General features: G+C 57.4%; 22 protein-coding genes. 12 read left to right on the top strand and 10 right to left on the bottom strand.

Annotation, left to right across the window (positions count from 1 at the left end):
* The first annotated feature begins 10 nt into the window (after positions 1 to 10).
* The 4 genes from QMZ18_RS10710 to QMZ18_RS10725 all read left to right on the top strand — a co-directional run bounded on the left by QMZ18_RS10710 (position 11) and on the right by QMZ18_RS10725 (position 2,772).
* Complete coding sequence (locus tag QMZ18_RS10710; protein ID WP_282606290.1) at positions 11 to 1,252, top strand: IscS subfamily cysteine desulfurase; 1,242 nt, start codon at positions 11 to 13, stop codon at positions 1,250 to 1,252.
* 113 nt (positions 1,253 to 1,365) lie between these two features.
* The gene (locus tag QMZ18_RS10715; protein ID WP_282606291.1) at positions 1,366 to 1,698 is read left to right on the top strand and encodes a ferredoxin family 2Fe-2S iron-sulfur cluster binding protein; all 333 of its coding nucleotides are present in this window, start codon (positions 1,366 to 1,368) and stop codon (positions 1,696 to 1,698) included.
* Between the two features lie 9 nt (positions 1,699 to 1,707).
* Positions 1,708 to 2,421, top strand: a complete 714-nt coding sequence (tenA, locus tag QMZ18_RS10720) for a thiaminase II (RefSeq protein ID WP_282606292.1) — start codon at positions 1,708 to 1,710, stop codon at positions 2,419 to 2,421.
* A 96-nt stretch (positions 2,422 to 2,517) separates the two neighbouring features.
* Positions 2,518 to 2,772, top strand: coding sequence for a DUF6455 family protein (locus QMZ18_RS10725; RefSeq protein ID WP_282606293.1), 255 nt, complete (start codon positions 2,518 to 2,520; stop codon positions 2,770 to 2,772).
* Between the two features lie 188 nt (positions 2,773 to 2,960).
* Here the strand turns inward: QMZ18_RS10725 and QMZ18_RS10730 are convergent, their stop codons facing one another.
* Positions 2,961 to 3,860, bottom strand: a complete 900-nt coding sequence (locus QMZ18_RS10730; RefSeq protein ID WP_282606294.1) for a LysR family transcriptional regulator — start codon at positions 3,858 to 3,860, stop codon at positions 2,961 to 2,963.
* 272 nt (positions 3,861 to 4,132) lie between these two features.
* On the opposite strand from QMZ18_RS10730, the gene QMZ18_RS10735 reads away from it, so the two are divergent.
* Entirely contained in the window at positions 4,133 to 5,206 is a 1,074-nt protein-coding gene (locus QMZ18_RS10735; RefSeq protein ID WP_282606295.1) for an ABC transporter substrate-binding protein, read from the top strand.
* 163 nt (positions 5,207 to 5,369) lie between these two features.
* Positions 5,370 to 5,972, top strand: a complete 603-nt coding sequence (locus QMZ18_RS10740) for a short chain dehydrogenase (protein WP_282606296.1) — start codon at positions 5,370 to 5,372, stop codon at positions 5,970 to 5,972.
* Between the two features lie 360 nt (positions 5,973 to 6,332).
* Here the strand turns inward: QMZ18_RS10740 and QMZ18_RS10745 are convergent, their stop codons facing one another.
* The 3 genes from QMZ18_RS10745 to QMZ18_RS10755 all read right to left on the bottom strand — a co-directional run bounded on the left by QMZ18_RS10745 (position 6,333) and on the right by QMZ18_RS10755 (position 10,075).
* Positions 6,333 to 6,719, bottom strand: a complete 387-nt coding sequence (locus QMZ18_RS10745) for a DUF6455 family protein (protein ID WP_282606297.1) — start codon at positions 6,717 to 6,719, stop codon at positions 6,333 to 6,335.
* 441 nt (positions 6,720 to 7,160) lie between these two features.
* Entirely contained in the window at positions 7,161 to 9,371 is a 2,211-nt protein-coding gene (locus QMZ18_RS10750; RefSeq protein WP_282606298.1) for an ATP-binding protein, read from the bottom strand.
* Between the two features lie 242 nt (positions 9,372 to 9,613).
* Positions 9,614 to 10,075, bottom strand: coding sequence for a DUF302 domain-containing protein (locus tag QMZ18_RS10755; RefSeq protein ID WP_282606299.1), 462 nt, complete (start codon positions 10,073 to 10,075; stop codon positions 9,614 to 9,616).
* Positions 10,076 to 10,223: 148 nt separating this feature from the next.
* On the opposite strand from QMZ18_RS10755, the gene QMZ18_RS10760 reads away from it, so the two are divergent.
* Together QMZ18_RS10760 and mnmA are read left to right on the top strand one after the other, a co-directional pair.
* Positions 10,224 to 11,639 (top strand): alpha/beta hydrolase, encoded by a 1,416-nt coding sequence (locus QMZ18_RS10760; RefSeq protein ID WP_282606300.1) that lies wholly within the window; start codon positions 10,224 to 10,226, stop codon positions 11,637 to 11,639.
* A 94-nt stretch (positions 11,640 to 11,733) separates the two neighbouring features.
* A complete protein-coding gene (gene mnmA / locus QMZ18_RS10765) occupies positions 11,734 to 12,858 on the top strand; it encodes a tRNA 2-thiouridine(34) synthase MnmA (RefSeq protein ID WP_282606301.1) in 1,125 nt (374 codons plus the stop codon).
* Positions 12,859 to 12,899: 41 nt separating this feature from the next.
* Here mnmA and QMZ18_RS10770 read toward each other — a convergent pair whose 3' ends face one another.
* Genes QMZ18_RS10770 through QMZ18_RS10780 form a run of 3 tightly spaced genes read right to left on the bottom strand, consistent with a single transcriptional unit; the run spans position 12,900 to position 15,463 of the window.
* Complete coding sequence (locus QMZ18_RS10770) at positions 12,900 to 13,040, bottom strand: DUF2474 domain-containing protein (protein ID WP_282606302.1); 141 nt, start codon at positions 13,038 to 13,040, stop codon at positions 12,900 to 12,902.
* Positions 13,040 to 14,044 carry a cytochrome d ubiquinol oxidase subunit II gene (cydB, locus tag QMZ18_RS10775; RefSeq protein WP_282606303.1) on the bottom strand — a complete coding sequence of 335 codons (1,005 nt, stop codon included), beginning with the start codon at positions 14,042 to 14,044 and terminating at the stop codon, positions 13,040 to 13,042. The genes QMZ18_RS10770 and cydB overlap by 1 nt, the downstream gene beginning before the upstream one ends.
* A gap of 12 nt (positions 14,045 to 14,056) precedes the next feature.
* On the bottom strand, positions 14,057 to 15,463 hold the full coding sequence (locus tag QMZ18_RS10780) for a cytochrome ubiquinol oxidase subunit I (protein ID WP_282606304.1): 1,407 nt from the start codon (positions 15,461 to 15,463) through the stop codon (positions 14,057 to 14,059).
* A gap of 177 nt (positions 15,464 to 15,640) precedes the next feature.
* Here QMZ18_RS10780 and QMZ18_RS10785 point away from each other — a divergent pair, with 177 nt between their 5' ends.
* The gene (locus QMZ18_RS10785) at positions 15,641 to 16,111 is read left to right on the top strand and encodes a GNAT family N-acetyltransferase (protein ID WP_282606305.1); all 471 of its coding nucleotides are present in this window, start codon (positions 15,641 to 15,643) and stop codon (positions 16,109 to 16,111) included.
* 19 nt (positions 16,112 to 16,130) lie between these two features.
* Here QMZ18_RS10785 and QMZ18_RS10790 read toward each other — a convergent pair whose 3' ends face one another.
* From QMZ18_RS10790 to QMZ18_RS10800, 3 genes are all read right to left on the bottom strand, one after another.
* Positions 16,131 to 18,353, bottom strand: coding sequence for a TRAP transporter fused permease subunit (locus tag QMZ18_RS10790; RefSeq protein WP_282606306.1), 2,223 nt, complete (start codon positions 18,351 to 18,353; stop codon positions 16,131 to 16,133).
* 153 nt (positions 18,354 to 18,506) lie between these two features.
* A complete protein-coding gene (locus tag QMZ18_RS10795) occupies positions 18,507 to 19,547 on the bottom strand; it encodes a TAXI family TRAP transporter solute-binding subunit (protein WP_282606307.1) in 1,041 nt (346 codons plus the stop codon).
* A gap of 522 nt (positions 19,548 to 20,069) precedes the next feature.
* Positions 20,070 to 21,476, bottom strand: coding sequence for a short-chain fatty acyl-CoA regulator family protein (locus QMZ18_RS10800; RefSeq protein ID WP_282606308.1), 1,407 nt, complete (start codon positions 21,474 to 21,476; stop codon positions 20,070 to 20,072).
* 165 nt (positions 21,477 to 21,641) lie between these two features.
* Between QMZ18_RS10800 and QMZ18_RS10805 the strand changes: the two genes are divergently transcribed.
* The 3 genes from QMZ18_RS10805 to QMZ18_RS10815 all read left to right on the top strand — a co-directional run bounded on the left by QMZ18_RS10805 (position 21,642) and on the right by QMZ18_RS10815 (position 26,346).
* Complete coding sequence (locus tag QMZ18_RS10805; protein WP_282606309.1) at positions 21,642 to 22,694, top strand: ketopantoate reductase family protein; 1,053 nt, start codon at positions 21,642 to 21,644, stop codon at positions 22,692 to 22,694.
* A 638-nt stretch (positions 22,695 to 23,332) separates the two neighbouring features.
* Positions 23,333 to 25,213: a SulP family inorganic anion transporter gene (locus QMZ18_RS10810; protein ID WP_282606310.1), complete on the top strand. Its 1,881-nt coding sequence runs from the start codon at positions 23,333 to 23,335 to the stop codon at positions 25,211 to 25,213.
* 143 nt (positions 25,214 to 25,356) lie between these two features.
* Entirely contained in the window at positions 25,357 to 26,346 is a 990-nt protein-coding gene (locus QMZ18_RS10815; protein WP_282606311.1) for a hypothetical protein, read from the top strand.
* Positions 26,347 to 26,430: the final 84 nt, after the last annotated feature.

A 26,430-nucleotide genomic window follows, 5' to 3' on the forward strand; every position in this document is an offset into this window, starting at 1 on the left:
GGGGGCGGGTGTGTCTGAGGACATGGATTTAGAGGCGCGGCAACGCGAGGATTACGTGGTTGAAGAATTACCCGAACCGGCCGGAAAAAACCGCATCGTTGCGTCGATTTATCTCGATAATCAGGCAACGACGCCGACCGATCCCCGGGTGACCGAGGCGATGCTGCCGTATTTCACCGAGAAGTTCGGTAATCCCCATTCCGCCGACCATGGTTACGGTTGGGATGCGGAAGACGCAGTCGAGCAGGCCCGGGCGCAGGTTGCTGCGTTGATCGGGGCCGAACCACGCGAGATCATCTTTACCTCGGGGGCGACCGAGGCAAACAATCTTGCGATCAAGGGCGCCGCCAGATTTCACATGGAGCGTAAGCCGCACGTCGTCACCTGCACGACCGAGCACAAATGTGTCCTTGAAAGCGTGCGCAGGCTGGAACGCGAGGGGCACCGCGTGACCTTTGTGCCCGTCCTGCCCGATGGGCTGATCGATCTGGCGGCACTGAAACGGGCAGTAAATGAAGAGACCTCCGTCGTTTCCGTCATGGCGGCGAACAATGAGATCGGTGTACTTCAACCGCTTGAGGAGATTGGCGCTATCTGCCGCGAAAAGGGCGCCTATTTCCACAGCGACGCTGCCCAGGCGATTGGCAAGATCCCCATCGACGTGCGCGAAACGCCCATCGATCTGCTGTCGATATCGGCCCATAAGGCCTATGGGCCGATGGGAATTGGGGCACTCTTCGTTCGACGCCGTCCTCGCGTACGGCTGGAGGCGGAGATCGATGGCGGTGGGCAGGAGCGCGGTCTGCGTTCCGGCACACTTCCGGCGCCGCTCTGCGTGGGTTTCGGTGAAGCCGCCCGGATTGCGCGCGAAGAGATGGAAGAAGAGGTCAAGCGGGTCGGGGCGCTCACGAAACGGCTCTATCGTGGCTTGAGCGCTGCCTTGACGGGCGTGCATCTGAACGGACACCCGACACAACGCCTGTCGGGCAACCTCAATCTTTCTTTCGCAGGGGTCGATGCAGCCGCTTTGCTGCGGGCGGTGCCCAAACTTTGCCTTTCCACCGGATCGGCCTGTACCTCGGCATCGGTTGAGCCGTCCTATGTGCTGCAGGCCCTCGGTGTCGACGCGGACTTGGCGCGCGGCAGCCTGCGCTTCGGGGTCGGTCGCTTCAACAGCGAAGCGGAGATTGACGCCTCAATTACCATGCTGGTGGCAGCGGTTTCGAAGATACGGGCCGAAAATCAAGGTTAAGCGGAAGATTTTTGCATTTGGCGGCGAGAGAGCGCTCGCCTTTCTCTCCGTGAGGTTCTAATAAGCATCCGGTTTTTTTTGCATCGGACGAGATGAAATAGGAGTTTGGCTGCATGCCGAAGATGGTGTTCATCGAGAGAGACGGCTCCCACAAGGAAGTGGATGCGCCTCTGGGCCTCTCGGTGCTGGAAATCGCCCATCGCAACAATGTCGACATCGAGGGTGCCTGTGAGGGCTCTCTGGCCTGCGCGACCTGTCACGTCGTGGTCGATGCGACTTGGTACGAGAAGCTCAATGAAGCGAGCGAAGACGAAGAGGATATGCTCGACCTCGCCTTCGGCCTGACCCGGACCTCGCGCCTGGGCTGCCAACTGATCATCACCGATGCATTGGACGGCCTAACGGTAACGTTGCCGGGGTCTTCACCCAGCATGCTGATGGATTGATTCAGCTCGATGTCTGACTTCACTCCGGCGTGGGAACAGGGCGTTTTCGCGGCATTGAAATCCGAAAACCGGGCGGACTGGGAAGCCTATGTCGATCACGAGTTTGTCCGTCGGCTAGGTGACGGAACTTTGCCAGAGGCCTGCTTCCGGCATTATCTCGTGCAGGACTATCTGTTCCTGATCCACTTCAGCCGGGCCTATGCGCTTGCCGTCTACAAGAGCGACAATCTGGACGACATGCGCAAGGCCGCTGCCACTATGGAAGCCTTGCTGAACGAGGAAATGCAGCTACATCTGCGGTATTGCGAGCAATGGGGTCTGAATGAAGCCGATATGGCGCGAGTCGACGAGGCATCCGAAAATCTTGCCTATACGCGTTTTGTCCTGGATGCGGGGCTGTCCGGCGATCTGCTCGACCTCTTGACGGCCCTGGCGCCTTGCGTGGCCGGATACGGTGAAATCGGGCTGAGGCTGGGAGCGCGGAGCAGCGAAGATCTGTCAGGGAATCCTTACCGGGATTGGATCGAAACCTACGCTGGCGACGGTTATCAATCGGTTGTGGAAGCCTCGTTACAGCAATTAGACCAGGTTGCCACGGTCCGTGCCGGTGACGACATCAGGCAGAGCGGCCGCTGGAAGTCTCTGAGTAAGACCTTCGGCGCAGCCACGCGTTTGGAAGTCGGTTTCTGGAACATGGGTATGTCTCCAAACAGCACCGGTTGATTTCACACCCTGCAAACGCTTGATGCAGATCAATGCGTGCGCTTGCTTCAAGGCTCATCCTTTTCGAGCATTGCGCAGTTTGGGAGGGAGAAAACAATGGGTCTGTTCAATAAACTGAACGAGCGTGTGGAGCTCATGGGTGAGATGTTTGCCCAGACAGACGCTCTGCAAGACTCGCGGAATTACGGCTGGTCGCTGGAAGGCAAACTCAAGAATGCCATGTATGCCTGTGCCGGATGCCAGGACACCGACAAGTGCCGCAAATGGCTTGCTGAAGGACGCCGCCATGCGGACCCTCCGGGTTTTTGCCCCAATGCGGCGCGCATCCGACAATTTCGCAGCGACTTTTAAGCCCTCTTCAAACTGTAGTTCTGCGGCGAATCCCGAGTTCTTGTCGCGGTAGTGTCCGCGCGGCGGCAGACGTTAAGCTGTTGTTCCTATTGACCTGATTGAAGCCGCGAAGCTCAACAACGTCGATCCCTGGTTCCGGTACAAGCGCTCTATATAGCGTACAAACATCTTGGCGATCGTCGAGCGCGTCAGCCTTCTCCATCCGATCCGCCGTTCGTTTTAAAGAAATCGGAGCCGCCATCGCGGATCTTTTTTGTCGCGAACTCAAAGAAGGCATGGACCCTGGCGCTCCGACGGATGTCGGGATGAGCTAATATCCAAAGATCTGTATTGAATTCTGCCTCAGGCTCATCGAGCCGGATCAGCTCCGGACTGTTCTCACCCATATAGCATGGCAGTACAGCGATACCGAGGCCGCCGCGAACCAGATCAAACATCCCCATAACTGAGCTGGTGATCGTTATCGGCGCACCCTCTGCCTTGCGCTGGGCTGTAATCTGACTCATGGGGGATTGGTTCAGACTGTCGTCGAGCCTGACCCAGCGAAGCTGTTCCGGGGCCAGATTCCGCGAGGCTTTCACATAATCTGAATGAGCGTAAGTCGTATAGGCGACCGGCAATAGATTGCGGCCAATCCAGTGTTCCGGCGGATGCCGGGTGGGACGCAAGGCAATGTCGGCGTCACGCTTCATCAGATCGAGAGGACGGGTGTCGGATAAGAGACGCAGTTCGACGTCTGGATACGCCTGTTGAAACGCCAGGAAGACGGAGGTGAGACGATGGAGCAGAGAATCGGTGGTTGTAACGGTAAGAACACCTTCGAGGCGCAGGTCCTGTCCAATTAATTCACGTTGAATACGGGTCACGCCATCTTTCAGGACAAGACCATGCCGGAAGAAATGTTCGCCGGCCGCTGTCATGACGTAGCCATGACTCAAGCGTTCAAACAGTGCCACACCAAGTTTTTCTTCCATTCCCTCAATACGGCGAAACACCGTTGAGTGGTTGACGCCGAGCTGTCGGGCTGCACCGGAAAGACTACCCGTTTCACAAACGGCGAGCACAAAAGGAATATCACTCCAATCCATAATCTGTGCATTTTTGCAAAGTCTCTTTGCAAAATCCAGAAATTAGCTTGCGTCAATTGCCGAACTATATTCAAGCCCGTACGCAGATTGGTGGCATGCCGTGAGTCGCTATTCCTCATTGAAAGCTGCGCAGTGGCGTAAGGCTTTTTACGCCAGGATGTATGTCTCATTTGCAGATCAATCAAAACGAGCCCGGCACGCGGACCGGGCAGTCGATCAAACGGTCTCTCTTCCGGCCGGATGCCTGATCGATCAAAAACTGGAGACTGAATATGAAGCGCATTCTTATGGGCGCAATAGCGTCCGTGATGATCTCAACGGCGGCACCCGCAGTAGAAATTGAAAGCAGAACCCTCGATCAGCTCTACACAGCCGCTAAGGAAGAAGGCGGCAATCTGGTCCTGTGGGCCGGTGGCGACAAGCCGGATCAGTCGGATTTCATACTTGATATGTTCAAGGAGGATTTCCCGGACATCAACGTCATCCACAGGGTTGATCTGAGCAAGTATCACGCGCCGCGTTTCGACAATGCCTTGGAAAACGGCGGGGAGGTGCCCGACGTGATTCAACTGCAGACGCTGTACGATTTCGACTATTGGACAAGACGCGGCGAGCTGCTGGCCTACAAGCCAAAAGACTGGGACAAAGTGTACCCGGCCTACAGGGATCCAAACGGACACTGGACGGGTCTTTTCGGTGTCTCGTTCAGCAATCTGATCAATACTGACCTGATTGGCGAGGACAAAGCCCCGCGCGATGCCATGGATTATCTGGATCCGGCGCTCAAGGGCAAAGTGATTCTGACCTACCCTCACGATGATGACGCCGTTCTCTACCAGTTCTGGCATCTCAAGCAGAAATACGGTTGGGACTACCTTGAAAAACTTGTTGCCAATGAACCGGTTTGGGTGCGCGGCACTTCCATGCCTTATGTCGCGATCGGATCCGGCTGGTATCCCGCAAGCTTCACGACGTCCTGGAGCCTTGTGCCTTTTCAGGACAGCCCGGTGAAATTTCTGCTCCCGAAGAAGGATTTTTTCCTCACCTGGATTCAAACCGCTGCCATTCCTGCAAAGGCAAAAAACAAGGCAACTGCGAAACTCTATACGAGCTGGATGCTGTCTAAGAGATTCCAAAGCAAATGGCTTCAATGGCCGGTGCGTACGGATGTGGAAGCCCCCGGCGGCTTCAAAGCTGTCCAACACCACAATACCTCTCCTGAAGACTTCCACAGGTTCATGCTGGACCGGGCAACGCAGGAGCGCTTCCGTTTTCAGATGGAGCAGCTGGTCGGTCCAATTGAGGGTGTCTCACCCCTCGACATGGACTACGGCCTGAAGCCTTAAATCGGATCGTGCTCCGCCGGAGCCGCTTTGAGGTTTCGTCCCAGCATCTGCATCCATCCGACATCGAAAAGTTGAAACAGACTCACCGGGTCGATAGTTCGCTCGAGGCGATACCAGTGAACCCGGACCCACTCCAGGGACATCCTTCAACCGGAGAAATTTCATGAAGATTCTTATTATCGGAGCCACCGGAACAATCGGTAAAGCCGTTGCAGAACGCCTTTCAGAGAAACACGAGATCGTCCGGGCCGGGCATCGCGATGGCGACTTCCAGGTTGATCTTGGCTCGAAGGCATCCATCGAAGCGTTGTTCAGTGCCGTCGGTACGATCGATGCAGTCATCTGCACGGCTGGAGCCGCAAATTTTGCTCCGTTCAGCGACTTGGACGATGCTGCCTTCGATCTTGCTCTAACCAACAAGCTGATGGGGCAGATCAATCTTGTGCGGATTGGCCGGGATCATGTCAGTGACTCGGGATCTTTCACCTTGACCGCTGGCATTTTGTCCCGCGATCCAATGCCTGGATCGGTTGTCATCAGCATGGCGAATGGGGCGCTGGAATCCTTTGCACGCGCCGCCGCCCTCGAACTTGATCGGGACTTGCGCGTGAACACGGTCAGCCCGGTGTTCGTTAAAGAAACAATGGAGATGATGGGCATGGACCCGACCCCGGGCCTATCAGCCGCTGATACCGCAAAAGCCTATGTGGCGGCCGTTGAGGGCGATTACAACGGCGTTACTCTCGACGCACCGGACTACGTGTGATTCGGATGGCCGTTCAAACTAAATGCGAGCTTGAGCGGCCATCAAGCACACTTCTTGACTGCCGCCATCGGGCACTCATGAAGAGACGGCGTTCTTTCTCAGGGAGGTGTTGAGCGATAGCGCTCGGCACTCAACGGGCCCAATCTCAGATGAGCCAGATCGTCTGAGGCTCAAGGGGAAATCGACTTCTGTGTCAGCGATCGCAAGGGATTTCCGGTCCAAACGGAAGGACGTGGGACAGGTGGTTCGATTTCCAGAGGAGATCCGGGTTAAACGGAGCGCCGTGGACGACCTGTCCTCCCGGTGAGTCTACTTGAAGCATATGAAAAAGCGCGGAAGCTGATACACGTCTGCAGAGATTCAATGAAAAGGTTCTGAATTCAGCTCGTCAAAGGCAGTGGCATTCGGACAGAAGAAACGATAGCTTTCGCGAGATCCTTCTCCTGCTTGCCACTTACGGCAGAGCTTCCGCTCGCGGCAGGCCGCGCAGGATCGTGCCATGTCGACCGCCCGCCAGTGCTCCTCGTTTAAGCGCGCTGCAGGAATCCCGAGCTTTTTCGCCATAGCTTCCAGGCGCTCTTTGGCATCCGATGCGCCACCGGCAATCGCCGTCAAATCCGTGCGGCAGACACCCATATCGGCAAACTGCTGCGCGTCCATCTTGGAAAGCTGATTGAGTTCGCGCATTTGCCGCAGGCGCCGCCGTGCAGCGAAACCGATGCTTGCTATCAAATCATGAGCTGACATTTCAGTCTCTCCCACTGAATCAGAAATTCTACAGCAGTGAGATTGGCACTCCTTGAGGGCATGATCTTTGATTTGGATCATGCTGCAGGCGCTCAACGTCTGATTGTTTTACACTGAATAAGCGAAAAACGATCGCGCGCTAGGTTGAGGCCTCCTATTCCTTGGTGGCCTTGATCGTATTTTGGGAGGTTTCAGGCCGGAGGGATCTTGAAAGCGGGCCTTGAAGGCCCGGTGAGAGGGTACGACGCCCCTGAACTCTCCCAAAATACGACCCCGTTTGGGCGACAAGACCATGAGTTCTGGGAACCACGTTCTGGACAGCGTTGCTTCGTCAGTCCAATTCTGGCAGAGGCACGATGCATCAGCATCGCTCCGCTCCTAACTTCTTGCCAGAAAACACAATTTTGTCGTCAAGATCGTCAAGGAATAGGAGTTCCCAACCTAGGCCTGAAGCAGGTCGCTTGCCGGGTGAACGCGGTGCCTGGGGAAAATCAGTTCAACGGTGGTGCCCTTGTCAGGCAGGCTATGCAGGCGCAGTTCGCCGCCGTGGCGTTCGATCAGAGATCTGGTGAGTGGCAAACCCAGACCTGTGCCGGGATTGGCATGCTCCAAGCCCTTGCTGACCTGCCCAAAGGGTTCCATGACGGTTTTGATATCGCTCGGCGCAATACCGACTCCGGTGTCTGAAACGCCAAGCCTGAGGGCGCCGTTGCGCTCGAGCCGTCCGACAATCTCAATCTGCCCCTTTGGCGGCGTAAACTTAATCGCATTGGACACGAGATTGAGGAGCATTTGCCTGAGCGCTCTGCGATCTGCGCAAAGATGCGGAAAATTGACCGGGATCGCGTTGACAAGCTGCAGACGTCCGGCGGTCAGCTTGGGTTCCATCAGCTTCTGAATCTCTTCGACAAAATCGTCGATGGCAATCTCTTCGATATCTAGCTCAAATTTCCCGGCTTCGACCTTGGAGAGGTCGAGCAGGTCGTTGATCAGGCTCAAAAGGTGCTCTGCGCTGCTGTGAATATTGTCCGAATATTCCTTGTAGGTCGGCGAAAGCTGGCCGAAGAGTTCGAGTTGCATTGCTTCTGAAAAACCGAGAATGGCGTTCATCGGGGTCCGCAATTCGTGGCTCATATTGGCGAGGAACTCGCTTTTGGCCCGATTGGCGTTTTCCGCCTCTTCCTTCGCTTCCAGCAATGCTTGCTCGACTTTTTTGGTTTCGCTGATATCAACGATTACGCCGTCCCAGATCGTGTCGCCGTTCTCGTGCCGTCTCGGGATGCCAAAAGAGCGTGCCCATTTTGCCTCGCCCGATCGTCCGATAATGCGAAATTCATGAGTGTGCGGATCGAGGGTGCTGGCCGACTCGTCGATGGCCCAGATCAGCGGTGAGACATCCTGCGGATGAACGACCTGGGTCAGATTGTCGAGCATGGGTCTGTGGCCATCGAGCTCGAGGTCGAACTCGTTCCGGGCACCGGCTCGCAGAAATGGATAGCTGATGTCGCCGTTTGCCATCCGGATCCGGCGGTACAACAGGCCGGGGATATTGGCGGCGATCGAGCCCAGGCGCTCCATGCCCTCTTGCCGGGTGCGCTCGGCCAGCGCGCTATGGTCATCCTGTATCTGTTGTGCCATGGCATTAAAGCCGTGGGAGAGAGTCCGGAATTCGATTGGCGCCAGCTTCGACAGTGGTGGAACGCGGCGATCTCTATTGCCGCTCGCAAAATCCTGTGCGGCCTGAACCACAGCCTCGACAGGCTGCGTCAACAGGCCGGAAAGCGTCCAGCCCAGAAAAGCTGCCGCTGCGAGGCCGACGGCAACGATTGCAAAGACTGCACGTTGAACCTTGTTGGTTTGTCCGGTCAGCTCACTGATCGGCTGGGGCACCATGACACCCCATCCGACGTTCTTGGCGACGGAGAAGCCAGAGATCATCTCTTCGTTCAAAGCCGGTGAAACAAATCTTGTGACACCGGTCTCGCCGTTCATCATGCGCTTTACGGGGGGAAGCGCAGAGAGATCGCGTACTTCTTTGCGCCAAAGCTCCCTCGGATGGGCGATGACCCGGCCCTTGGCATCGACAATCGCAGCGTGGCCTTTTTCGCCGAACGCGATCGATTTCTGAACCTTGACGATGTAATCCGTAGAGAGTTCGCCGACCGCCAGTTTTTGGCTTTCAAGCGGTTTAACCAGATAAATAGTCGGTTGACCGCTGTCATTTCTTGAAACACCGCTGAAGCGTGGCTCCGGCGCGATGGCGAGCGAACGCACTTTTTCAGCCAGGTATTTCACGTTCCGGGCAGGACTGGCAACGGGGGACATCAGGTCATATGTGACCTGATCCTCGCCCGATAAAATAAAGAATGCCCTAAATCCCAGGTGCTCAGCAAATGCCGCGAGCTCGACCGAATTCTGCTCCTCATTCGAGGTTTCGACGAAATAGTTGAACGCTGCCTCTACATCGAAGAGGTAATGTTCAAGACTCGATGTGATGTTTTGCGCCAGTAGGAGATGTTTTTCCGTGGCCGACTGTATTTCGTTGGGAAGGGCGTTCTTTTCCACCCAAAAGCCAAGCAGCAGGACGGGAACCGTCGCAACCAAAGTGAATGCGAAGGCCAACAGATAGCGTAGTCTAAGAGTACCCCTCATACAGCGACCAGCAACGAAAAGTGGCTTATGACCAACACACAAGCCACTGAGCCCCGAGAATGAAAGGGCTCAGTTTTTCGTATATAGCGGTCCTTGGGAAGCAAAATCTGGCAATCGCCAGTGGGCATGCAGGGGATCGAACTCACAACTATTCGTGAGCACCCGAAATTCGGGCAGCTTTACAAAGCTTTTGCTCGGCCTGGTATGTATTTTATTAACCAGACTCAGCCGCTGCCGGAAGTTTACTTCGTTGCAATATCGGAAAACTTGCTGAGTGCGCCCGATATTTTCTCGATGACCTTAGCTTTCTCGCCCAAATCGTGACGCTCGCTCAGGTATTTCGGATCGTTGTACACGAGGTACACCTTTCCAGCTTCGTCCTCGTAGGCCAACGCCTTGAGGGGGAGGTCGACGCCAACGGCCTGATTGCTCTGCATCAAGGGCGTGCCGAGTTTGGGATTGCCGAAAATAAGCAGCTCTGTCGGACGCAACGACTGATCCACTTTGGAGGCGCCGGCCGCATGATCAATCCGGGCAAAGATGGTGATGCCCTTGGACTTGAGAGTCTCTTCAAGCAGCGTAATGGTCTCGGAAACGGAGCGGTTGCTCTCTTTGACGATGGTACCGTTCTCGGCGAGGGCGGTAAGCGATGCCGATGTGATCAGCCCGAGTGAGAAGGCTATCGTTAGAAAAAGCCGATGCATTGCAATCTATCCTGTAATTTACGATCTACAGCCGCGATCATAGTGGCACGAATGGTGATCGGTGGTGATATGTTTGTGAGTTTCAACCCGACGACTAGTTGACTGTGGTAGATATGCTGGAAACCAATTTTATTTTAGGCCATTGTTTGTGAACGCGCCAGTTTCTCTCGAAAAGGACTCTTCCGCCCGTCTCCCCCGGCCGATGTTGGTCAAGACTTTTGACGGTCTGCAGGGTAGGTTTCTGCTGCGTCCGTGGTACGACTGGTGTGGCGTTCGCGCCATTGTAAACTGGTACTTTCCGCTTTCGCGAGCGTGGGCTGCCGCACTTCAGGCAGAGGGAGACCTTGACGCATTTAATGGCGCGCTCGGAACCCGAATTCGGAATTCGGGTTTGATACGTTCTGCGTTGGAACAGACATCCCTTGCCGACCGGGCTTATCTTGACTGTCATCAGCGTTGGGAAAGCTGCTTTTTCGGCGAAGGGAATAGCCATAAGACCGGCATGGCAACGGCTGAAGTGGAGCGCCAGGCACTTTCCAAACGACGAATGCTCTGCCGCAAGGCTTACCTGCCATGGCGACGAAAGTTCCCGAAACTGTTGTGGGCAGTCTCTCCTCGAGAAGACGTCGAGCGAGATCATGGGAAGCGGCTACTTGATTTGGATTCGGCCTTTGCCGCGCCATCCCTTCCTGTGCTGGAGCAATCCGGCATTCTGCACGGCAACTGGGATTCGGATGCTCCCTATCGGCAATATTGGCTGAGATTTCCGTCTTTGGTATCGGGCGAAGAAGGCAAGGCCTGGGCGAAGGTTTACGAGCCCGAAACCGGTGCAACCGACGCACCCTGTATCATTTTTCTCCACGGGATCGGCATGGAGACGGATTTTTGGGGGGAAATGACCGACCCTGTGAACATGCTGACCAAGCAGGGTTTTCGAGTCATCCGCCCGGAAGCCCCCTGGCACGGACATCGCAGGTTGCACGGCCAGTTTGGCGGTGAGCCGGCCATTGGACAGGGTCCCTTGGGGTTTATCGGGTTGTTTCATGCCTGGGTAAGGGAAGTCGCGCAACTGATCGAATGGGCGCGCCGGAATGGATCCCCGCAGGTAGCCGTTGGCGGCTTGAGCCTCGGTGCTTTGACGGCTCAAATTGTTGCGACCCAGGCCCGAAACTGGAGTTCGGAACGGCGCCCGGATCAGTTGCTTCTAATTACGACCAGCGAGGATATGCTGGATATTGCGCTGCGCGGGAGCATGGCTCGCCTCTTAGAGATGCCAAGGCGTTTCGCTGAGGCCGGTTGGGCCGAAGCCGATCTTGCCCGTTGGACACCCTTGTTGGAACCCCATGGCGATCCTGTGATGGCTGCAGATCGGATTGTCACTCTGCTTGGTAGGGCGGACGATCTGACGCCGATCAAAGGCGGTGAAAACCTGATGCGCCGCTGGAATGTCCCTGAAAACAACATCTTCAGAAAGTATCAGGGACATTTTTCGGCCTCCCTCGGGCTTTATCAAGATAATAGCGTCCTGATGCGTCTGGCCGAAATAATGAAGGCTGATAGGTGACGTTGACGCGAGGTCGCTCCAGACGCCTTTCTTTATGTGCAGAATTTCCGCCTGAAACCTTGCGTGTTTGACACTTTCTCCTATATTCGCGCCTATGAACTCGCTCGGTTTCGATAAAGCGCCCGCGGAGACCCGCGTGGTGGTCGCCATGTCTGGCGGCGTGGACAGCTCGGTCACGGCCGGATTGCTGCACGCCGAAGGTTATGACGTGGTTGGGGTGACCCTGCAGCTTTACGATCATGGCGCCGCAATCGAGCGCAAGGGCGCCTGTTGCGCCGGACAGGATATCTACGATGCCCGCCAGGTCGCCGAGCGGCTGGATTTTCCGCACTATGTCCTGGATTACGAGTCCAAGTTCCGCCAGAGCGTGATGGACGACTTTGCCGACAGCTATCTGCGTGGCGAGACGCCGATCCCCTGTGTGCGCTGCAATCAGACTGTCAAATTCCGGGATTTGCTGGCCACGGCGCGCGATCTGGGGGCGGAAGCCCTGGCGACCGGGCATTATGTCCAGCGGGTCATGGGTTCAAAGGGTGCGGAACTGCATCGCGCAGTCGATCCAAGCCGGGATCAGAGTTATTTTCTCTTTTCGACCACGGACGAGCAACTCGATTTTCTGCGTTTCCCCCTAGGCGGAATGCCGAAGACGGAGACCCGAGCGCTGGCTGAAAAGATGGGGCTGGAGGTTGCCGACAAGCCGGACAGCCAGGATATCTGCTTCGTGCCGAACGGATCCTACGCCAGTGTCGTGGAAAAGCTGCGCCCAGGCGCCATTGAGCCCGGCGATATCGTCCACGTGGATGGCCGCGTTCTGGGACGGCATGAAGGCATCATCAAGTACACCATCGGACAGCGCCGCGGCATCGGCATTGGCGGGACGGCCGATCCGCTGTTCGTGGTTCGGCTGGATCCGGAGACCCACCGGGTCATCGTCGGACCGAAGCAGGCTCTGGCGCGTGATGTCGTGCGTATCGGCCAGGTGAACTGGCTGGGCGATGTCCCCTTATCCGAGGAGGGCATCGAGGTTCAGGTCAAGTTGCGGTCCGTTTCCAGCGCTGCGGAAGCGCGCATCAGCCGTGCCGTCCATGGCGGTGCTGAGGTGGTTCTTTCCGAGCCGCAGTTTGGGATTTCGCCGGGACAGGCTGCGGTCTTCTATGACGGCGAACGCGTGCTCGGCGGCGGATGGATCGCGGAAACCGAACTCACCCTCGCCGCCTGACTTCCAAAAGTTCCGCCGTTCTTGATTGACACGATCAGGCTCTAAAGTCCCAACCAGTATCTAATGCTGTAGCCGATGATGCCGAGCGTGGCCACGCCCGCGACCCATAAACCCACGAACCAAAGCAGTTTGCGAAGCGTGCTCAGGTTGGGCTCCAGGCCGTCTCGAGCGCTGCGGGACATTAGTGATAACCCTCAGATGGATCGACCTTGCCACGGAACACCCAATAGGCATACGCCGTGTAAGCCAGGATCAGGGGAATTAAAACGGCTGCGCCGACCAGCAAAAATAGCAAGCTCTCATCCGGTGCCGCTGCTTCCCAGATCGTCATGGCAGGCGGGACGATGTAGGGAAAGAAGCTGATTCCCAGACCGAGATAGGACAGCACAAAGATCGCCTGCACCGCGAAGAAAGGTTGACCGTCGTTGTGTTTCTGCAGGCCGCGGAACAGAACGAATGCCGCTATTGCAACCAGGATCGGGACCGGTACCACGTAGAGGATTTGCGGAAAGGCAAACCAGCGGGACATAAAGATCGGATCCAGGAAGGGCGTCCAGAGACTGACTCCACCAATCAGCAGCAGCGTCCCAAAGCCCGCGACTCCGGCAATCCTGTGAGCCTTTTGCCGCACGCTGCCGGTGGTTTTCATCACCAGCCAGGTCGAGCCGAGCAAGGCATAACCGACAACAACGGCGACGCCGGTCAATAGAGAAAAAGGCGTCAGCCAGTTCCACCAGCCGCCGGCGTAGCCGCGCTCTGCGACCGGAATACCCTGGATCAAGGCCCCAAGCGCAATGCCCTGACAGAAGGCGGCCGTTACGGAGCCTGCGGTGAAGGCGAGATCCCAGAGGCCTTGAGATTGTTCGCTGCGCCAGCGGTATTCGAAAGCGACGCCGCGGAAAATCAGTCCCAGCAACATCACCGTTAGCGGCGCGTAGAGCGCCGGCAAAACGACCGCATAGGCCAGTGGGAAGGTAGCGAAGAGACCACCGCCGCCCAGGACCAGCCAGGTTTCATTGCCATCCCAAACCGGGGCCACTGTGTTCATGGCGTAGTCCCGCTCTGTACCCTTGCTGAAGAAAGGAAAGAGAATGCCCACTCCCAGATCGAAGCCATCCAGGAGAACATAGGCCAGAACGGCAAAGGCGATCAGCGAGGCCCAGACGAGAGGAAGATCGAATTCCATGATTGTTTCCTCCTATTCTGCCGGTTCGTGACTAGGTTGCGCCGGACCTGGCGTCAAGCCAGCAGCACGGATGGGCTGATCGGCCCGCGGCCCGCTGTCGCCCGGGTTGGGGGCGTGGCCCATAAGTTTCAGGACATAAAAAATGCCGGCCCCAAAGACTGCGAAATAGACGACGACGAAAGCCAGCAGTGACAATGCGACCGCCGGCGCGTCGATGGGCGAAACAGAATCGACGGTGCGCAACAGGCCATAAACCGTAAAGGGCTGACGGCCGACTTCGGTGGTGATCCAGCCGGACAGCAAAGCGACAAATCCCGCAGGTGCCATCAAAACGGCGCTGTGTAGGAGGAGCTTCGTCTCGAACAGGCGTCCGCGAAAACGCTGGTACAGGCTCCAGAGTCCCAGTAGGGCCATCAACATGCCAAGTCCAACCATGATGCGGAAGGACCAGAAGACGATCGGCGCGTTCGGACGATCCTCGGGAGCCCATTCCTTCAAGCCTTTGATCTCACCGTCCCAGTCGTGGGTCAGGATCAGGCTTCCCAGCTTGGGAATCTCAATGGCGAAGCGGGTTTCCTCTGCGTTCATATCAGGCCAGCCGAAGAGGATCAGCGGGGCACCTTTTTGCGTATCGAAGTGTCCCTCCATGGCGGCGATCTTGGCTGGCTGGTGTTCCAGCGTGTTGAGGCCGTGCAGGTCGCCCGCGAAGATCTGGATCGGGGCGACGATGGCGGCCATCCACATGGCCATGGAGAACATCACCCGCGCGCTCTCGTTCGCACGGTCGCGCAGAAGATGCCAGGCCGAAACACCGCCAACTACGAAGGCGGTCGTCAGGTAGGCCGCCAGGACCATATGTACCAACCGGTAGGGGAAGGAGGGATTGAAGATCGCTTCCCACCAGTCGGCCGGGATAAATTGTCCTGCTTCGTTAATGGCGTAGCCGGCCGGGGTCTGCATCCAGGAATTCACTGAGAGGATCCAGAAGGCCGAGAAGAGGGTACCGATTGCCACCATCAACGTGGCGAAGAAGTGCAGGCGCGGGCCGACCTTGTTCATGCCGAACAGCATGACCCCCAGGAATCCGGCCTCGAGGAAAAAGGCCGAAAGCACCTCGTAGCCCATGAGGGGGCCCAGGATCGGGCCGGTTTTGTCGGAGAAGACGCTCCAGTTCGTGCCGAACTGGTAACTCATCACGATGCCGGAGACGACGCCCATGCCGAAGACCACGGCGAAGATCTTCATCCAGTACCGGAAGGCCTGAAGATAGACGTCGCGGCCGGTGAAGAACCACAGACCCTCAAGAACTGCTAGATAGCTCGCCAGTCCGATGGAGAAGGCCGGGAAGACAATGTGAAAGGCGATAGTGAAGGCGAATTGTATGCGCGCCAAAAGCACGGCATCGAAGAGTTCGGTCATATCGACGACACTGCTTAGAGCAATGTTCCTAAAGCGTTATTCCGATGATCTAAAATTATTCTAATGTTGCGCGGGTACAAGTGAAGCTTTTGGCACGAATTGTCGCAGGCTGGGTTTTGCCCGCTCTCTGATCTATTGTACTGTGAGGAATCAAAGGGTTAAGGAAAATTTTAAACTGTGAATCGAGGAACCAACGTACGCATTCGCGAAGCCGTGATTGCCGATGTTCCCCAGATTGTCTGGTTGCTCGCCGACGATGATATCGGCGTGGGCCGGGAACGTCTCGAGGAGCCGCTACCCGCCTGTTACTTGGAGGCCTTCGGGGCGGTGCAGGCCGATTCAAACAGCCTGCTGGTGGTCGCGGAGGATGGTGGTGAGGTTATCGGCTGCCTGCAGTTGAGCGTGATGCCAGGCTTATCTTTTCAAGGCCTTAGCCGGGCGCAGATTGAAGACGTACGAGTCGCAAGCCTGCATCGGGGCAGCGGTATCGGCCTAAGACTCATGGATTGGGCGGAGGCGGAAGCGCGAAAACGCGGCTGCCGAATGTTGCAATTGCTCGTTCACGAAGACCGGACGGACGCCCGGCGCTTCTATCGGTCATCAGGTTTTAACAAGCAGCATAGAGGTATGCGGAAAATGCTCGGCTAGCGCCTGAGTTAAACAAACATCAGGCCGCGTTTTTGGCCACGGCTCGGCTGCGGGATTCCCGTAGATTCATGAGGAAAAGGCCTGCAAAAGCCATGGCGCCACCGGCATGGAGCCAAATCACACCCGGCCAGAGCATTGCCGCACCGAGCAGCAAAGAGACTAGTCTTAAAAACGGATTCAGCGGCGCCTCGAGATGGCCCTGCAGCGCCCCGGTGAAGGCATAGAGTCCGATCACCGCGAAGCCGAAAATTTCCATCACCTCGATCCAGGAACCTCCCAGCAACGGCGTGTAGGCGAAGAGCAGGGGTACGATGTAGAGACCCTTGGCAATCTTCCAGGACTGGATGCCGGTCGCCATGGGCGGCGTCTTGGCGATGGCGGCAGCTGTGAAGGCAGTCAGGCAGACCGGTGGCGTGATGTTGCTGTCCTGGCTGAGCCAGAAGATGATCATGTGGGCCGAGAGCAATGCGAAGGTCAGTGTCTCTGCCGGAATCATGAGTTCGCGCAAGGTGCCGGCCAGATCGATCGGCACGGCAGCGTAGATCGCTTTGGCGGCTTCTTCGGACATGGGTTGGCCGAGCTGGGCGAGACTCTCTGGTGCGGCCAGCATGAAGACGGCTTTGGCTGTCTCGGGGATGGTTCCGTCGGCGATGGCCTGGACCACCAGCCCATCGGAGATCAGGTTATAGAGTGCCGGGGCGGAGAGGGTGCCGAGCACGATATAGGCCGCGGTCACCGGCAGGCCCATGCCCAGAACGAGTGAGGCCAGGCCGATCAGGACGATGGCGATCAGCAGGCTGTCACCGGCCCATTGGGTGATCATCAATGAGAAGGTGTTGCCCACCCCGGCGGTGGCGATTACGTTGACCACCAGTCCGACGGCGCAGAGCAGCAACCCGGTCATGATCATGTTGCGCGCGCCCAGCACCAGGGCCTCGAGCACGGCCTTGGGTCCCATGCGGTTCGGGGTCAGCCATGAGGCGACGACCACGGCGACGATTGCGATGCCCGCGGCATAGGTCGGGGTGAACCCGTAGATCAGCAGGCCAATCAACACGGAAATGGGAATAAGGAAGGGAATACCGCCGTTGCGCAGCACGTCGAGCGCTTTCGGGCCGCCTTCGTCCATGCCCTGAACTTTCGAGCGCTTGGCTTCGATACGCACGAAGAAGGCAACGGTGGCGAAATAGAGAATGGCGGGTAGGACGCTGACCGCGATGATTGTGGTGTAGGGAATCTGGGTGTAACTGGCCATGACGAAGGCACCTGCGCCCATGATCGGCGGCATGAGCTGCCCGCCGGTCGAAGCCGCGGCCTCGACGCCGCCGGCGAAGCGTGCGGGGAAGCCGGCCTTCTTCATGAGGGGAATTGTAATCACGCCGGTCGAGGCGGTGTTGGCGACCGCAGAACCGGAGATGGTTCCGGTCAATGCCGAGCCCAGCACCGCAACCAGTCCCGGCCCGCCGACCATGCGTCCGGCGACGACCCGCGCCAGGTCGATGACGAAATCGCCGCCACCGGAGCGCAGCAGGAAGGCGCCGAAGAGAATGAACATGAAGACGAAGCTGGAGGAGATGCGGGCGATGGTGCCGAAGAGGCCGTCGTCGCCGTAGATGCTGCGGAACAGGATGGTCTCGGCCGAGAGGCCGCTGAACTGGAACACGCCGCCGATCAGGCTGCCCCACCAGGTGACATAGCTCAGGGCGACCACGATGATGATCGGGATGATCCAGCCGGTCGTGCGGCGGGTGTATTCGATGGCGGCGAGAATCAGAAAGCTGCCCAGGAACCACTCGGCGGTCGAAAGCCGGACCCCGCGGTCGTAGATCGCGTCTTCCATGGCGACCATGTAGACGGCGGCGAAGGCGGCGGCGAGACCGAAGAAGATATCGAAGCCTAAGACTGCGCGCTTGCCGCCCTCGGTCTTGCCGTGGATCGCCGGATGCAGCAGGGAGCACAGCAGCGCGAAGCCGGCGAAGTGCAGGGCGTTGCGCCAGAGGCCGGGCAGCACGCCGAAGATGTTGAAGTAGATGTGCAGCAGGGAGATGGCGATGCCGAGTGTAAAGACCACCGCGCCGAGCAGGCCGGTCGCCGGGCGCAGGACGGCTTGCGTTTCGCCCGCGTCTTTTTGCGCCTCGATGTCCGGGCTGATGTCGTCCGGATTCTTTTGCTCAGGATTAGGTTGGTCGGATTTCGGTGTGTTGGCTGTCGTCACGGTTTGGTCTCCCAGAACCCAAACCACCGAAGCCCGCCCCGTCCTGAGTTTGGTATCAGGAACGCAGTTCGGATCTCCAGTAGAAGAAAGCGCGGGACTGATGGCAGCGGTTGGGTCTACTGTCCACCAGCCTCGCGTCAAGTCTTTCCCCGATCTATTTTAACGCGGGGACAGTATATATTACTTCGCCATCAGGTGCTCAGGCACAGCCAGACCGGCTTCCTTGTAGTACTTGAGCGCGCCGGGGTGCAGGGGCATGGGCAGGCCGTTGATGGCCTTTTCCAGGGCCATGGCGTTGGTTGCCTTGTGGATCGCCTGCAGGAACGGCAGGTTCTCGTAGATCGTCTTAGTGATCTGATAGACCGCATCCTCGTCCACGTCCGCGCGCACGGCGAGGAAGTTCGGCTGGGCGATGGTCTGCACGTCGCTGGCCTGACCCGGATAGGTGCCGGCCGGGATGACGTAGCGGGTCCAGAGGTTGAGCCCGCCGTCGGCCTGCTTGGCCTGATCGTCGGTGAAGTTCAGCAGCGCGATCTTGTCGCCCATGGCCGCCATGGCCTTGGTGACCGCACCGGTCGGCGCGCCCGCGGGCGTACCCATGCCGGCGACCTGGCCGTTCTGCAGCGCATCTGCGCTGGGGCCGTAACCCACATGGACCAACGAATAGTCCGCATCGATGTCGATGCCCAGGTTGCCCAGGATCGTGCGGTTGGAGCCGATGGTGCCGGAGTTCTTCTTGCCCAGCGCCATGGATTCACCCTTCAGGGCGGTGAGGTCGGAAACGGTACCGGTCTTTGCATGCTCGGCCAGGACAACGTACTGCTCGACATTCTGCCACAGCATGGAGACCGCGCGCAGATCGGTCTGCGGCCCGTCCTTTTCGACCGGTCCCTTGCCGTTCCAGGCGTAGTAACCGAAGAGACCCTGCAGGATCGCAAACTGCGCCTCGTCCTCGCGCAGCAGCTTGACGTTCTCGCCGGAACCGGCGGAGTTGATGGCCGACATGCCGATCTTCTGCTTCGGCTGCAGTTTGACCTTGGTCAGTGTCGCCAGCGCCACGCCGACCGGATAGTAGGTGCCGCCGGTGCTGGCCGTGGCGAGCAGATAGCTGCGGTCGTCCGCGGCCTTGGCGGCGCCGGAGCCAATGTGACTTGAACTGGCGACGATGGCGAATGCCGATACGGCAAAGGTGACGGACTTCAGAAGTGAAGCTGGTTTCATGTGGTCCTCCCAAACCAGGTTATTCATTCGGGCCCTGTTGGGATTGCGTCTGTGCGTGCAGCACAAGCGCGGTTCGTCTGAGCCCGGGTTGATGGGGTGTGACGATAGCAAGGACGATGCCAGGACCAGGTGTCCGGGCGGTCCTAAGATGTAAAGTTATGATGCGACGGGGTTTTTCAATGGGGTGGGCGATAGGAGTAGAGGGTGTATGGGGCGGCGGATGAGCGGAGAATGGCTGATGGGGAAGGTGGAGTGGGCTGGAAATGGCTGATGATCAGGAGGAATTGGATCTACTAACATCCGTTTGATTCGTCGTTTTCCGAGAATGATAGATATTTAGTGTTTACCGAGATCAGGTCTCCATTTGTGTATCGAATTGCTTGATGCCTGCACTAATCAAGACTTGAGCATTGATGCAGTTGCGATACCTGTGTTCATTGGACCCCTTCGGGCCATGCTCTTGGTCGGCACGAATAGCTTATTTGGCCAATAAAACGCATCGGCGCTTACTGATCGCGACAATCAACTCTCATACCTCGTGTTGCCGCGCCGGTTGGGGTCGATGGGCAGTTCCACAAAGAAGGGTTGATGAGCGCGTTGCGAGCAGGCTTTACGGGGACACAAATAACAATTGATGCCAATCGGGTTAAAGAGATTCTGGTCACGCAGATTGAACGAGGAGGCGTAGCCGATTCTGTCGGCGTATTGGAATTCACAGCCCAGGGCGACCGCCAATCGATGGTTTTGCGTCTCTCTGCTGTAGACCGGGCGATCGGTCGTCCGACTGATGGTGAAGAATTTTTCGCCGCCGGGGAGTTCGACGAATTGCGGCAAGACAACGCCGGGTGTGCGGAAGGCCGTATGAATGTTCCAGACCGGACAGGCACCGCCATATTCGGCCAAATTGAACGAGGTCGCGTTGAAGCGCTTGGTGACATTCCCCGCCTTGTCGATGCGCAGGAAAAACAGCGGAACACCCGTTGCGCCCGGACGTTGAAGGGTTGTCAACCGGTGACAGACCTGTTCGAAAGATACGCCGAATGCCGCTGCGATCCGATCGACGTCGTAGAGCGTTTTTTCGGCCTTCTGCAAAAAGGCTTCATAGGGCATCAGGTAGGCCGCGGCGAAATAGTTCGCCAACTCAACCCGGCATCTGGCATGGCCCGCGTCGCTGCGGATGCCGCTCCCCTTTGTCAGATCGTTCAACAGGTCATCCATTTCGAGGAGGCATATCACGTGGATGAGCTGGAAGACGCGGTTCTGGTGATCGAGAGCCTCCGAAAGGATCAGCAGTGAATTTTCACGGTCGTGAATCCTCAGGGTTTGATCCATGGCTTCAACGGATTGCGTTTGGATCGCGATGCCGTGCTTGCTTTGCAAGCGCTTCTTGAGGGTCGCATAGACGTCGTGCGTGCCACAGGGCTCATTGCGGCGCAGCCGCTCCGCAGCCTCTTCCAATGTGTGGAAATAGTTGGAATGGTTGCGGAAGAAGTCGTGGATCGTGGCCTCGGGCGACATCGCCACCAGGTCTGAACGGTTTTGTGCTTCGCCTTGCCGCATGACTTTTTCAACAGCCGTGCGATGGTTCTTATAGAGTTGAACGAAACAGTTGACCAGGCGGGGAGAATGCTCGACTGCCGCGCGCAGCTCGTGCAGATCGGGCGGCTCGCTTCCGAAGATCGGATCCTGAACGACGTTTCGCACATCTGCCAGCAGGTTGGGAGAGTCGTCTCTCACCAATTCCTTCCAATCCAGATGATAGGCGTCGGAGAGAGCCATCAGCATTTTCACCGAGAGGCTACGCTGATTGTTCTCCAGCATATTGATGTACGCAGGGGTTACGCCGAGGGTCCTGGCGACGTCGGTTTGGGTTTCGTTCCGCTCCTGACGCAATTGTCTGAGCTGGCGGCCAACGAAGGTCTTCTTCATATTAACACCGTGATTTTAACAAAATTACAAAATCCATAAATGTTAAATTTGAAAGTAACATATTAACACGGTTTTTCGTGACCGAAAATTCGTTTGGCGTTAGGTATGCCATAGGGGCTGTTCCGGCATTTTTCTGCGGAAAGATCGAGACCATACGGGGGGAAAATGAGCTGCAAAATACTGATTTTGGGTGCGTCCTACGGATCGCTGCTGGGCACGAAACTCCTGATGGCCGGTCATGACGTAACGCTGGTGTGCAGATCGGCGACCGCAGATCTAATCAATAGCGAGGGCACGGAAGTCCGGATCAAACTTCGTGATGAGGATAGTCATCGCCGGATTTTGTCGCAGGGGCAGAAGGGGCGGGTTGACGCCAAGACGCCCGAAGAGGTTGATCCGGCCGCGTATGATTTCGTGGGTCTCGCGATGCAGGAGCCGCAGTATTCCGATCCGGCTTTGCGCCAGCTTCTCGACAGGGTTGCCGACGCGAGAGTTCCGTGCATCTCGATCATGAACATGCCGCCACTACCCTACTTGAAACGCATTCCCGGTCTGGACTGTGACGCTCTTGCACCGGCCTTCACTGATGCGAAGCTGTGGCAGCGTTTTGATCCTTCCGTTGTCACGCTCTGTTCGCCCGATCCTCAAGCGTTCCGTCCACCGGAAGAAAAACCGAACATTTTGCATGTGGGCTTGCCGACGAACTTCAAGGTTGCGCAATTCGGCCAGGAAGAAACCGACCGGAAACTGCAGGCGCTGGCGCAGGATATTGCGGAGGTTCGCATCGACGGCAAGGATGTTCCGGTCAAGCTTCGTATTCACGAGTCGCTTTTTGTCCCCTTTGCAAAGTGGAGTATGCTGGCGACCGGCAACTACCGTTGTGTCACCAAAGAGGGGTTCCGCCCAATCCGCGACGCGGTTCAGGATGACCTGGAACTGTCCCGGGAAATTTATGACTTCGTCGAATCAATGGTTGTGCGCCTTGGGGCCGAGCCGTCGGATATGGTGCCTTTTGAAAAATACGCGCAAGCGGCAAATGGACTTCTGAAGCCGTCTTCCGCTGCCCGGGCAATTGCGGCCGGATCGGTTACGATTGAGCGGGTGGACAGGCTTGTTCAGCTGATCGGGAAATCGCTTGGCATGCAGCATCCTGAGATCGATGCGACGGTTGCAATCGTTGATGCGCATCTGGAGGCCAATAGAGAAAAGGCGGCCTGATCCGGGTAACCTAGTTTGCTCCGGAACCCCGTTTTGATGCCGCTGGGTTTGTTCAACGGCTCTTTCCCTAAGAGCGACGACGGCTGGGTTTGGGGTTTTGTGTGTCATTGAAGCAGAAGCCGAAGGCCGCCTGGGTGAAGCTAAAGCAGTTTGCGGCTAGGCTGATTTAAGTCCGAGGCCAGATCGTAATTTTGCGGTCGCACAAGAGCTTCGAGACAGCCTTTAACCGGCTTCTGCCCTCCGTGCTCGCGAAGCCCGGAACCAGGGTGTGATGACTTATAGGTGATTTCCCTTGCTTCCCATGGATATTGCGGCGCACATAAACTAATATTCAACCCGAATCATGCATTCTGGGCCGATCGGCGGTGCTAACCCGGCGTCGAGGGCTGATTGATGGAGCCGTAGCTAGAGCGGAATCGTTCTTGACGGAAAGTGTCAGGAGCTTGCATCGCCCAATGGCTATAGGTAACCGAGGCTGATTCACGTTTTTCGCTGATGCAGCAAAAACGGTTAGACTCTTTTTTGGAGCGCGCTGGCGTCGCTATGTTGTGTTTTGAGGTTTTGGGGCCGGGGCAATGGGACCGGCGGGATATTTGGGGTGACGGGTTTAGACGGTCGGCTAAGGGTAGTTGCGCCTGATGCCTAGGATCAAGAAAGAGCCGTTTTTACCGCCCTTCGAAGCCAGGAACCTGGCGCCCTTCCGCAAATGGATCGGGCAGGTCAACCGGCAGACGCTGCGCGATGATGCTGCCGCGGCCTTCACTAACGCGGCCGTGGTCCTGCCGCAGGCCATCGCCTTTGCAGCGATCGCCGGCCTGCCGCCGCAATACGGTCTTTATGCGGCGATGGTCACGCCCGTAATCGCAGCGATCTTCGGAAGTTCCTGGCATCTGGTCTCGGGGCCGACGACCGCCATTTCGGTGGTGATCTTCGCGACCTTGAGCAATATTCACGAACCGGGCAGCGCCGCCTACATCCAGGCGGTGCTCACCATTACCCTGCTGGCGGGAATCTTTCAGCTGCTCATGGGGCTGGTCCGCCTGGGGCAGTTGGTGAGCCTGGTCTCGCATTCGGTCATGGTCGGCTTTACCGCGGGGGCCGCGATCCTGATCGCGCTCAGTCAAGTCTCCGGCTTCCTGGGTCAGAAGCTGCCGCGCCCTGAGCACATCGATGCCTTCCTGACCGCCATATGGCGGGCTCTACCGAATGTCGACCCCTACGTCTTTTCCATCGCTTTCGGCACTCTGGCGGTCACCGCGGCCTGTAAGAGGTATTTGCCGAAATGGCCGAATTACTTGATCGGCTTGATCTTCGGCGGCGGTCTGGCCTATCTGCTCGATGCCGAGGCTCATGGCGTGCAGTTCGTCCAGAGCGTCGCCACGGGTGTGCCGCAGTTCTCTGCACCTGAATTTTCGTTGGAGGCTTTGCGGACGCTGTCGTCCGGGGCCTTTGCTCTTGCGCTCATCGGCCTGCTGGAAGCTGTCTCCATCGCCCGCGCCATCGCGCTGAAATCGAAACAGCCACTCGACAGCAACCAGGAAATCATCGGCCAGGGCCTGTCGAACATCGGCGGATCATTCTTCTCCGCGTACCTGGGTTCCGGTTCCTTCACCCGTTCGGCTTTGAACTACGAGTCTGGCGCCAAGACGCCCATGGCGGCGCTGATGGCGGCGCTGTTCCTCTTCATCATCCTGATCGCGATCTCGCCCTTTATCGAGCTGATCCCCATTCCCGCCATGTCCGGCCTGATCATGCTGGTGGCCTGGAAGCTCATCGACTTCAAGGAAATCAGGCATATCCTGATCTCCAGCGCGGCGGAAACCATCGTTCTGCTGGTCACATTTTTCGCTGTGGTCGCCGTCAATCTCGAATTCGCCATCTACCTCGGCGTCATTCTTTCGCTCTCGATCTTCCTGCGCCGTTCCATGAAGCCCGGGCTGCCGATCAACGTGCCCAATGCGCGTGTGTCCGGCCGGCCCTTCATGAGCCCGATTTTGTGGAACCTGCCGGAATGTCCGCAGGCGGTCTTCGCGCGGCTTCAGGGTTCGCTTTACTTCGGTGCTGTGGAATTCATCGAGAAGGAATTCCGCCGCATGGAAGAGGAGCGGCCGGGACAGAAGCACTTCGGCCTAATGCTGGACGGCGCTGTCGGGGTCGATCTGGCGGGCGCTGACCTGTTGGTTCAGGAGGCAAAGCGCAGGGAAGCGCGAGGTGGGCAACTCTATATCGGCGTGCGTTACCCGCCGATCCGGCGACAGTTGGCACGCTTTCACGTGCCGCGGGAGATCGGCCGCCAGCATATCTTCCGGCGCAAGACGGAGATGCTGCCGAAGCTTGTCGCCAACCTCGACCTGGACATCTGTGCAACCTGCACGACCCGGGTTTTCCGCGAATGTCCGAAGGTACCGGATTTCGGTGTGAACGAGGCTGACCAGGGCGTTGCGGTGGACGACGAAGCAGCCGCGGGTGACACCGGCCAGGATGCGGTGCGGGAGCTTGAAGTCAGCAAGAGCGGTTGAGCCAAAGCGCCGGTCCGCAAGCACAAAACTTCGAGCCTACTCTCTTATTTCACATTGTTAGAGGATGGTTCCTGAATGAGGATTGCTCTCTTTATCATATGATCACATTCTAGAGCGGTCAGGTAATCCAGAGACAGATCCGAATGACGATCGTGGCTCGACGCTTACAAACAGAGCCCATCATCTTCCCGGATATAGATGACCGGATGGGTGACAATATCTGTGGACCATCGCTCATTCGGGTTCCCGACTGGGTCCAACATCCACTCGGCCGCTACTACCTGTATTTTGCCCATCACAAGGGTCGATACATACGCATGGCTTTCGCAGATTCCCCGTTTGGACCCTGGAGGACGTATGTTCCAGGGGTATTGGACGTTGAGCAATCGCTGTTCGAGCCGGAAGATCCGCCTGAGCCTGCAGAGGCAGAACGGCCGGATTGGACGAAATCCCTTAAGGGCGGCTATCTTTACGCTCATGTCGCGTCGCCGGACGTGCATATCGATCAATCCGGCATGCAGATCCGCATGTATTATCACGGACTGCTTGCCAACGGAGATCAGCAAACCCGTGTTGCCTATTCGTCGGACGGCTTGTCTTTCACTCCACATCCACCGTTACTCGGTCCAACCTATTTCCGTGTCTTCCAAAATGCGGGTTTTGTCTATGCCATAAGCTGGGGCGGTCGTTTTCTGCGTTCACGCGCTTGGGACGGCCCTTTTGAACCAGGACCTGTTCTGCCGGACGTTAAAACGGCCGATCAACCGGATCGCGTCATTCGACATGCCGCTGTTTTTCTCAGGAAACAGGATCTACACCTGTTCTTCACCTGTATTGGCGATCAACCTGAACACATTCTTCATACGAAAATAGCCCTCTCCCCAAACTGGGAGAACTGGCGCGCAGGCCCCCTCGACGTCATTCTGGAGCCCGACCTCGATTGGGAAGGGGCCGGTCTGCCCGAGACAAAGTCCGAAATGGGGGCGGCAGACGGACCGCGCCGGGAACTACGTGATCCTTGTATCTTTGAAGAGGAGGGCGTCGTCTATCTGCTATATTGCGGCGCAGGTGAAAGTGGCGGTATCGGGTTGGCGACACTGGACTGGTCGTGTGCTGGAAATCCACCTGATTAGCTCGCTGTAAAATTTATCCCAACGGCATGTGTAAAGGGGGTGTTTAAAGCGCATAGCTTGACGCAGCGAGGCTTCACGACCGCG

This window comes from Pelagibius sp. Alg239-R121 (assembly GCF_947331435.1).
GTDB lineage: Bacteria > Pseudomonadota > Alphaproteobacteria > Kiloniellales > Kiloniellaceae > Denitrobaculum.

Excerpts from the sequence above, each read along its gene's own strand:
- QMZ18_RS10715 (WP_282606291.1), top strand. The coding sequence starts at position 1,366 with ATGCCGAAGATGGTGTTCATCGAGAGAGACGGCTCCCACAAGGAAGTG.
- tenA (WP_282606292.1), top strand. The coding sequence starts at position 1,708 with ATGTCTGACTTCACTCCGGCGTGGGAACAGGGCGTTTTCGCGGCATTG.
- QMZ18_RS10725 (WP_282606293.1), top strand. The coding sequence starts at position 2,518 with ATGGGTCTGTTCAATAAACTGAACGAGCGTGTGGAGCTCATGGGTGAG.
- QMZ18_RS10730 (WP_282606294.1), bottom strand. The coding sequence starts at position 3,860 with ATGGATTGGAGTGATATTCCTTTTGTGCTCGCCGTTTGTGAAACGGGT.
- QMZ18_RS10735 (WP_282606295.1), top strand. The coding sequence starts at position 4,133 with ATGAAGCGCATTCTTATGGGCGCAATAGCGTCCGTGATGATCTCAACG.
- QMZ18_RS10740 (WP_282606296.1), top strand. The coding sequence starts at position 5,370 with ATGAAGATTCTTATTATCGGAGCCACCGGAACAATCGGTAAAGCCGTT.
- QMZ18_RS10745 (WP_282606297.1), bottom strand. The coding sequence starts at position 6,719 with ATGTCAGCTCATGATTTGATAGCAAGCATCGGTTTCGCTGCACGGCGG.
- QMZ18_RS10750 (WP_282606298.1), bottom strand. The coding sequence starts at position 9,371 with ATGAGGGGTACTCTTAGACTACGCTATCTGTTGGCCTTCGCATTCACT.
- QMZ18_RS10755 (WP_282606299.1), bottom strand. The coding sequence starts at position 10,075 with ATGCATCGGCTTTTTCTAACGATAGCCTTCTCACTCGGGCTGATCACA.
- mnmA (WP_282606301.1), top strand. The coding sequence starts at position 11,734 with ATGAACTCGCTCGGTTTCGATAAAGCGCCCGCGGAGACCCGCGTGGTG.
- QMZ18_RS10770 (WP_282606302.1), bottom strand. The coding sequence starts at position 13,040 with ATGTCCCGCAGCGCTCGAGACGGCCTGGAGCCCAACCTGAGCACGCTT.
- cydB (WP_282606303.1), bottom strand. The coding sequence starts at position 14,044 with ATGGAATTCGATCTTCCTCTCGTCTGGGCCTCGCTGATCGCCTTTGCC.
- QMZ18_RS10780 (WP_282606304.1), bottom strand. The coding sequence starts at position 15,463 with ATGACCGAACTCTTCGATGCCGTGCTTTTGGCGCGCATACAATTCGCC.
- QMZ18_RS10795 (WP_282606307.1), bottom strand. The coding sequence starts at position 19,547 with ATGAAACCAGCTTCACTTCTGAAGTCCGTCACCTTTGCCGTATCGGCA.
- QMZ18_RS10800 (WP_282606308.1), bottom strand. The coding sequence starts at position 21,476 with ATGAAGAAGACCTTCGTTGGCCGCCAGCTCAGACAATTGCGTCAGGAG.
- QMZ18_RS10805 (WP_282606309.1), top strand. The coding sequence starts at position 21,642 with ATGAGCTGCAAAATACTGATTTTGGGTGCGTCCTACGGATCGCTGCTG.
- QMZ18_RS10810 (WP_282606310.1), top strand. The coding sequence starts at position 23,333 with ATGCCTAGGATCAAGAAAGAGCCGTTTTTACCGCCCTTCGAAGCCAGG.
- QMZ18_RS10815 (WP_282606311.1), top strand. The coding sequence starts at position 25,357 with ATGACGATCGTGGCTCGACGCTTACAAACAGAGCCCATCATCTTCCCG.